Here is an 8,743-nt window from a genome sequence, read left to right as displayed (position 1 = left end):
GTCGGTGCGGATCAGTTCGACAGCGCTTTCACGCAGTGATCGCGAACCAGCCCGCTGATCGGCCCGCTGTTCGCGTCGATGAAGAAGTGCCCGCCCGGAAAGGATTTCGCGAAGAAGCTGCCGGAGGTGTGCGCGGCCCAGCCCTCGATCTGCTCGAAACTGGCGTCGGGGTCGCGATCGCCGACCATCGCGACGATCGGGCTGCCGACCGTCGCGTCCGGGGCGCACCGGTAGGTCTCGATGGCCCGGTAGTCGTTCCGGACGACCACCAGGATCAATGCCCGGAACTCGGGATCCTCCAGCAGGGCCGACGGGGTGCCGCCGAACTCCACCAGGTGCGCGGCGAGTTCCGCATCGGTCAGCCGGTGCATGCGCACCTCGGGAATCGCCGCCGACGGCGCGCGCCGGCCGGAAGCGAACAGCACCCGTGCCGCCGCGCTGGTCTCCGTCTCCAGTCGCCGGCCCGTCTCGAAGGCCACGACCGAACCCATACTGTGCCCGAACAAGGAGAATTCCTGGCCCCCAACGGCTTCCGTCACCTCGGGCAGCAGGCCGTCGACGAGTTCCGCGATATCGTCCACCAGCGGTTCCAGCCGCCGGTCCTGGCGTCCCGGGTACTGGACCGCGAGCACTTCGTACTCCGGACCGAGGGCTCTGGCCAGCGGGCCGTAGGAGATGGCGGAGCCACCCGCGTGCGGGAAGCAAACCAATTTGTGCGCCCCGGCCCCGGCGGCGGGGGACAGGCGACGGAGCCAGCTATTACCCATCCGTGCAGTCTTGCACAGCAAACCTGACAACGCGCCCCGGGCTACCCGTGAGTAGCGTGAGTTCCTCTATGACACAGCGGATTTGACTCCTTCACCGCCCCAATCGCCGTGGGCGACACCTTGTGACACCTCACAAAGTCGTTGCCGAAACCCGCCGTGTCGCATCAAATCTCCACAGTCTCCGAGCCGCGACTCGAGCAGACGGCGCACGACATGGAGGTCTCAGATCTTGGAGAGTATCGACACCGCGACACTGCGCGCGGAGTGGCGGGACCACATCATCCGGGTCAACAGCGGTGCCGGCGCCCTCATCGTGCTGAATCGTGGTCGGCCCGAAGCCGTGCTGCTGTCGGAGGCGATCTGGTTGCGCGGGTGTGGCGCGGTGCCGGTGCCCGAGTCCGACCGATGCTGGCGGGCGGCCTCGGATGTGCGCAGTGGATTGAGCGCGGTGCGCACCTCCGCGCACCTGGCCGGGCAGCACACCTTGATCGGAAAGCTCTACGGGACGCTCTACAAGGATGATTCGGGCACCGAACTGCAAGGCGTGATCGCGCCCTGCGACTGGGTGCGCCGGGCGCTGCCCGAACTGGGCCGGAGATCGGCCGGATAGAGTGCCCGGAGTTGCCGCTTGTAGATCTTTCCCGAGTCGTCGCGGGGCAGCTCGTCGACGATGCGGATGAGGGTGGGCAGTTTGTAGCGGGCGAGCCGGCCGTCGAGGGCGGATCGGACCTCGGCCTCGGTGAGTTCGAATCCGGGACGGGTAATGAGGTGTGCCGCAACGCGTTCGCCCAAGTCACCGTGGTCCGGGATCCCGAAAACGGCCACATCCTCCACACCGGGCAGCTCGCTGATCGCGGTCTCGATCTCGGCGGGGTAGATGTTGACGCCGCCGCTGATGACGACCTCGCTGTCGCGACCGGTGAGATAGAGATACCCGTCGCCGTCGAGACGGCCCAGATCGCCGACGGTGATCATGGAAGACGACTCGGCGGCCTGGTGGAGATAGCTGAAATCCGGCCAGTACTCGGCACGCCGGATGAACACCCGCCCGACCTCGCCCGCCGGCAACTCGTTCCCGTCGTCATCGCGAATGCTGACGGCCGCACCGTCGAGCGGCCGCCCCACCGACCCCGGATGCCGCTCCCACTCCGCGGCATCGATCCAGCTGATCGCCCCCGCTTCACTGCACCCGTAGAACTCCCACAACGCAGCCCCGAACCAGTCGATGGCCGCCCGTTTGACCGCGGGCGGGCAGGGCGCGGCGGAATGAATCAAATGCGTCAGGCTCGACACGTCATAGCGCTCACGGATCTCCGGCGGCAGTGACAGCAGCCGCGACAGCATGGTCGGCACCACCTTGGCATGCTGAATCCGATGCCGATCCACCAGCTGAAGGAACCGCTCGGCATCCCAGCGCGGCATGATCGTGATATTGGTGCCCATCCGAAGCGCAAGCACCGCAACGGCATTCGGGCTGGTGTGATACAGTGGCCCCGCGACCAGCATCTGCCCGCCCGGCGCCAGCCCCATACGCTGCGCGGTCGCCCCGGCGATCGACAACAACTGCTGCGCCGTCATACGTTGCCGCAGCACCCCTTTCGGACGCCCGGTCGTGCCCGAGGTGTAGATCAACCCCATCGAATCGGCGATAGCCCCGTCCACATGCCCCAGCGGCTCGGGATGGCGCTCGATCCAATCCTCGAGCAATGCGTGCCGCCCGGTGACCCGGCCCAGCCCCGCATCCAGCCCCGCTTCCCGAAGCAGCTCGACCGGCATGACAACCTCGAGAATCGGCGCCTCCGACCCGGCCGCCGCCAAGGCCCGCTCGACCGTCGGAACGAACTCGGTGTGCGCGACGACCAGCCGAATACCCGCGTCGGCAAGCAGATGCGCGACCTCCGCCCCCTGCCACCGAGTATTGATCGGCACCGGATTCGCCCCGCAGGTCGCCGCCGCCAGCGACGTCTCGAGAAACTCGATGTCATTGCGCGCCATCACCGCGATCCGATCGCCGCCCCGAATCCCCGCGGCCACCAACGCCGCCGCCAGCCTCGCCGCCCGCTCATGAGATTCGGAATGCAGTCGTTGCCGAGCCCCACAGGTAATGGTCGGGGCCGTATCGCCGGATGCGCTCATCTCCGAAGTCTGGCAGAAGGCATCCGCACCCGCCGGATCGGAGTGACCGCAATACGACACCGGCCCAACCTCTTTCGAGGTCGGGCCGGTGGCGTTGCGAGTTGTTGCGGTTATCCGGCGTCGGCCGCCGTCGGCAGCCCGTTCTCGATGGCCGCGATGATCCGCGGCCGCAGCTCGGCGGCGCGGATGATGGCGTCGACCGAGCCGACCTCGACGGCGCGCTGGATATTGTGCACGCGGTCGAATTCGGCGGCTACCTCACCGAGCTTCTCGGTGCGGACCGCGGAGCGGATCTCGTCGAGTTCGGCGGTGAGGGCCGCGCGGTCGGCGGTGGCGGTGCCGGCGGCCCGTTCGGCGAGTTCGCGAACCCGCTGATCGGCCGCGGTGCGGGCACTGACTTCACCGGCGAAGACCACGGCCGCCGCCGGAGCGCCACCGAGCACCGAGGCGAACGAACCCTCCAGGGCGAGCACCGTCATATTCGGGTTGAGCGCCTTGGAGAAGACCACGAACGCGCCGCCGTGGTAGCGCGAGATCACGCAGAACACGATGGGGCCCTGGAAATTCACGATGGCCCGGCCGATTTCGGCGCCGTACTCCAGCTGAAGCTTGCGCATCGACTCCGGGGAGCCGTCGAAGCCGGAGAGGTTGGCCAGCACCACCAGCGGGCGATTGCCGCTGGCGGTATTGATGGCGCGGGCCGCCTTCTTCGACGACTGCGGGAACAGGGTGCCCGCGGTGTAGGTGTCGGGTCCGTCGGTGGACGGGTAGCCGCGCCGGGACACACCGCGCGATTCGATGCCCAGCAGGCACACCGGGATGCCGCCGAGGTGCGCGTCCTGCACCACCGCGGTCTCGGCGTCGGCCATGCCCGCCCAGCGTTCCAGCACCGGATGGTCCTGGTCGGCGACGGCGCGCATGACGGTGCGAATATCGAAGGGCTTCTTGCGATCCGGGTTGGCGGTGGCCGAGAAGATCTCGCCGACGGTGGTGAAGTCGCTGCCCGCCACCACGTGCGGGAAGTCCGAGACGTCACGGTCGATGGGGTCGCTGGTCACCGAGCGGCGCGGGGTGGCCTCGCCGGGCACGATGTAGGTGTGCTCGTAGTGCGCCATGAGCACGCCGCGCGCCGCCATCAGGTTGGGCGCCCAGTACTGCGCCTGACCGTTGGGGCCCATCACCCGGTCGTAGCCGCCGATGCCGAAGTTGTCCTCGGCCGAGACGCCGCCGGAGAAGTCCAGCGCCTGCTTGCCGGTGAGCACCATCGCCGAATCGGGGGTCATGATCAGCACGCCCTTGGTGTGCATGAGCATGGTGGCTTCGGCGTTCCAGTACGGCTGCGCACCGACATTGATGCCCGAGACCACGATATTGATCTCGCCGCCGTCCTGGGTGAACTCGACGATCCGCTTCAGCGCGGCCGCCACCCAGTCCATGTTCTCGGTACCGGACTTCATGGAGATGCGCGCGCCGGAGGAGAGCGCGTACCACTCCAGCGGCACCCGCAGCTTCTCGGCCAGATCCAGGGCCGCGATCACCCGGCGGCACTCCGGTTCCGACAGCGCGCCGAGGGATTTGGTGGGATCGCCGAGCAGCAGCACCCGGGTGATGCCTTCGGGATGGTTCGGCGTCACGGTGCTGACCACGCCCGCGACGATCGCCGCCTTGTTATTGCCCTTGGGCCGATCGGTCGGCACCAGGGTGTGCGTGCCGTCCAGGTCGTACTCCACGAAATCGCCCAGCAGGCCGGTCAATTCGTAGGGGTAGACGGTATTGCGGCTGCTGGCGCGCAGCACCTTCTGCCGGTACTCGTCGAGCGGTTCGACCACCTCGTCGGTGCGCTCGCCGATGCTGACCTCCGCACCGCCGGCCGCGTCGAAGGCGATCCGGACCGCGATCTTGGCCAGTTCACCGGTCTGCTGGTCGCGCTGACGGGCGATGAGCAGGATCTCCTCCAGCCCGGCGCCCGCGGTCATCGGCAGCACGTGCCCGCCGAGCACCCGCTCCAGCTCCTCGCGCGTGACATCGACCTCCGGCCAGATGTACATGATCACGCGATTGGTGTTGAAGCGCTTGGCCGACGGCCGCTGCGCCTGCGCCCGGCGAATCGAATCCAGGGCGGTGGCGATGGCGATCTCGGCGGTCGGCAGGGCCAGCAGCCGCCCGTCGTGATCGCGCAGCGCCGCCAGGTCACGCACCTGCGCGAAGGCGATCAAACGCTCGTCGGAGGGGTTGTCCTTGGCGATGCCGCGGAACAGGTACACCTCTTCGTCGTCCGAGGACGGCAGCCGGGTGAGATCGAACTTGCGCAGCCGCTTCATCTGCATGCGCTGCGCGATGAACGGGTGCAGCCCGCGGATCAACCGCTCCTCGGTCATGCCGGTGGCGGTCGGCCGGAAGGTGAAGTGGTGGTGCATGACCGCGCCGCCGCTGCCCGCGACGGTGGCGGTGATGCGATGCACCTGGTTCGGCAGCGCCTGCGCGTCGAACACCTCCTGCAAGGCGGTCGCCATGGCGTCGAAGTCCTCGGGCTGCTTCTCCCAGCCCAGGTAGATGTCGACCTCGACGGAGGCCGCGCTGCTCGCCAGCTCGGCCAGCCCGCGCAGGATCCCGGCGAGCTGATCGAAGCTGCCGGCGGCCGAAACCAGGCTCAGCCCACGGCGTTCGGCGATCACGAAGGTGGAACCGCCGGCTTCGGCGGTGCGCACATCGGTGAGGTCCTTGTTGCCGTAGTAGCGGCGGGGCAGCACCTCGAGCATGGCGGTGTTGTCGGCATTGCCGCGGACCAGCCGCTGCCCGAGCAGCCGCACCAGCGGTTCGGTGCTGCGCACCATATCGGCGATGCGCTCGGCGCGGTCGGCGGTGCGCGGATGCAGGTCGAGGTAGCGCAGGTTCTTGCGCACGTTGGTGTACACGCGAGCGCGGTTGCGGCGCAGCAAAGGCTGTCCGTACCAGGCGTATACGACACCGCGGGTGAGATCGGCGATGACCGGGAAACGCACCTGGGTCGCGGTGACCAGACGCTCGAGCGCGAGGCCGGCGGGTTCGTGCAGCGATCCGCTCGGCACCGGCTCGCGCAGCCACTGGCGCAGCAGCGTGGTGATCACGGTGACGGTGTCCGAGGGCCGCTGCTGGGCCAGGAAGATGCGGAAGACCGCCGATTCCAGGTCCGGGGTGCGGTCCAGTTCGGTGACCCCGTAGTGGCCGAGCGCCTTGATCAGCTTGGCCTGGTAGGAGTCCGGCAGTCCGGCGCGCTCGACGTCGAGGCTCTGGAGGTAGGTGTGGAAATGCTCACGGGCACTGTGCACATGGCTCTGCACGCCCTCGTCGTCCCACGACCGGTTGTGGCTGAGCTCGGCGAGATCGGTGAAGACCTCCACCAGTTCGAGCTCCTCGGCGAGCGGCCGGCGATGGTCGGAGACCACGGCCTTGCGCACCGCGAGATAGTCCTCGATGACCCGGCTCTCGTCGTGCGGGTCGACGTCGAAGCCGAGCAGCAGGCTGCGCAGATCCTGGAGGCTGCGGGTCAGCTTCTCGTGCGGGCGGACCGCGGCGGTCTGATCGGGCAGGTCCAGGGTGACGGTGCCGGTCGCGCCGGCCTCCGCCTGGTCCTCGTCGTCGGCCGCGATGGGCTCCAGCCGCAGCAGCGGCGCACCCGTCTCCACCTGGGTGCCGACCGAGACCGCGCACTCCTTGAGGCGAGCCCGGAACGGCGCGCGCAGTACGGTCTCCATCTTCATGGATTCCAGCACCAGCACCGGAGCCCCGGCCTCGACCTCGGCGCCGACCTCCAGCGGCGTGGCGACCACCAGCGCGGGCGCGGGGGAGCGCACCACACCGCCTTCGTCGCGGCTGATGCGATGGGTGACGCCGTCGACGTCGACCACGTGCACGGGTCCGTGGGTGCCGGTGGTCAGGCGGTAGCGGGTGCCGTTGACCTCGACCTGGCCGGTGTGGTCGTCGAAACGCTCCAAATCGACGTCGGCGGTACGGGTTTCGCCACCGGCCTCGACGCCGACCCGGAACCGATGCGCGCCGATGCGGGCCACCCGCACCCGGTAGCCGACGCCGCGCAGCTTCAGATCGCGCGGGCGGCCGCTCTCGTGCTGCACCTGCGGACGGCCGCCGGATGCGGTGGAGAGCAAGCGATTCCGCTCGACCCGCTCTTCTTCTTCGTACGCGTCGATGGCCGCGGCGGCCAGCGCGATGGTGGAGTGGCGGTGCGAGACCAGCCGGCCTTCGGGGCGCACCCGGTCGATCCAGCCGGTGTCGGCGCTGCCGTCGAGCACCTCGGGCTGGATCAGCAGATCGAGCACGAAGCTCTTGTTGGTCGCGCCGCCCTCGATGACGACCCGGGTCTGGGTGACCGCGCGGCGCAGCCGGCCCAGCGCCTCTTCGCGATTGCGGCCGTAGGCGATGATCTTGGCGATCATGGAGTCGAAGTCGGCGGGGATGGTGTCGCCCTGGCTGACGCCGGTATCGACCCGAATGCCCGGTCCGGCAGGCAGATCCAGGCGGGCGATGCGGCCCGGTGCGGGCGCGAAGTCGCGGTCGGGATCCTCGGCGTTGAGCCGCGCCTCGATGGCGTGCCCGCGCTCGGCCGGCGGCTCGCCCTCGAGCTTGTTGCCGGCGGCGACGTGCAGCTGCGCGCGCACCAGATCGAATCCGGTGGTGGATTCGGTGATCGGATGCTCCACCTGGAGGCGGGTGTTCACCTCGAGGAAGGCGAACAGCTCGTCGCCGGGGTGGTAGAGGAATTCGACGGTCGCCGCGCCGCAGTACCCGACCGCGATCGCGAGGCGCTCCGCCGATGCCTTGAGCTCGGCCGCCTGCTCGGGCCGCAGCACTGGCGAGGCCGACTCCTCGATGATCTTCTGATTGCGCCGCTGCACCGAGCAGTCGCGCACGCCCAGCGCCCACGCGGTGCCCTGCCCGTCGGCGATCACCTGCACCTCGACGTGGCGGGCGCCGGTGACCAGGCGCTCCAGGAAGACGACGCCGCTGCCGAAGGCACGCGCGGCCTCCTGCCGGGTGCGCTCGTAGGCGTCCTCGAGCTCGTCCGGGTTGGTGATGACGCGGATACCGCGCCCGCCGCCGCCCGCGGTGGCCTTGAGCATGAGCGGGTAGCCGATGCGCGCGGCGGCTTCCTTGGCGTCCTCGATGGTCTCGACCGGCCCGCGGCTCCACGGCGCGACCGGCACCCCGACCTCTTCGGCGATCAGCTTGGCGCCGATCTTGTCACCGAGCTTGCGCATGGCGTCGGGGCTGGGGCCGATGAAGGTGACCCCGATCTGCTCGCACAGCTCCGCGAAGGCGGGATCCTCGGCGACGAAACCCCAGCCGACCCAGGCCGAATCGGCGCCGGTCTCGATCAGCGCCTGCTTCAGCAGCTTGAGGTCCAGGTAGGGGCGGGCGGACGCCGGACCGAGGTCGTAGGCGATATCGGCCTCGCGCACGAATGTCGCGTTCCGATCGACATCGGTGTGAAGCGCGACAGTTTCGATCGATTGCCCGGTCTCTGCCGCCAGGTCTCGGGCGGCATGGATGAGGCGCATTGCGGCCTCTCCCCGGTTCACGATGGCGATGCGGCTGAACACTCGCCAGCTCCTTCCATTCCACGATTCCGGCCCGGTCGGGCGAACAAGCGAACAGTATTGCCACTGCTCTTTCCGCGTAGTCTGCACCGCGAAGCCGGTTCAGGTACACCGCGAGACGGGGTTACCGGCACGTATCCCGCAAAAACTTTTGCCGGACCCCCTGAAACCCCACCCTCACGCCCGATATGGGCGGTGAAGTAAACCGGTCGGTTTACGGGCTCGGAGGCCCGGCACGCGCCGAAG

The 8,743-nt window shown here is 68.8% G+C and carries 4 protein-coding genes; 1 reads left to right on the top strand and 3 read right to left on the bottom strand.

Annotation, left to right across the window (positions count from 1 at the left end; all coding sequences use genetic code 11):
* Positions 1-11 precede the first annotated feature (11 nt).
* Positions 12-767 (bottom strand): thioesterase II family protein, encoded by a 756-nt coding sequence (locus NI1_RS24495; protein ID WP_067824998.1) that lies wholly within the window; start codon positions 765-767, stop codon positions 12-14.
* A 229-nt stretch (positions 768-996) separates the two neighbouring features.
* Here NI1_RS24495 and NI1_RS38140 point away from each other — a divergent pair, with 229 nt between their 5' ends.
* Entirely contained in the window at positions 997-1,377 is a 381-nt protein-coding gene (locus NI1_RS38140; protein ID WP_157535314.1) for a hypothetical protein, read from the top strand.
* Here the strand turns inward: NI1_RS38140 and NI1_RS24485 are convergent.
* Together NI1_RS24485 and NI1_RS24480 are read right to left on the bottom strand one after the other, a co-directional pair.
* Positions 1,278-2,903: an AMP-binding protein gene (locus NI1_RS24485; protein ID WP_084523615.1), complete on the bottom strand. Its 1,626-nt coding sequence runs from the start codon at positions 2,901-2,903 to the stop codon at positions 1,278-1,280. The genes NI1_RS38140 and NI1_RS24485 overlap by 100 nt on opposite strands.
* 110 nt (positions 2,904-3,013) lie before the next feature.
* Positions 3,014-8,500, bottom strand: coding sequence for an ATP-binding protein (locus NI1_RS24480; RefSeq protein WP_067824993.1), 5,487 nt, complete (start codon positions 8,498-8,500; stop codon positions 3,014-3,016).
* Positions 8,501-8,743 lie beyond the last annotated feature (243 nt).

It is taken from the genome of Nocardia inohanensis NBRC 100128 (assembly GCF_001612945.1).
Lineage (GTDB): Bacteria > Actinomycetota > Actinomycetes > Mycobacteriales > Mycobacteriaceae > Nocardia > Nocardia inohanensis.
Note: the sequence above shows the minus strand (reverse complement) of the source record. Positions and strands in the feature narration are given on the sequence as shown.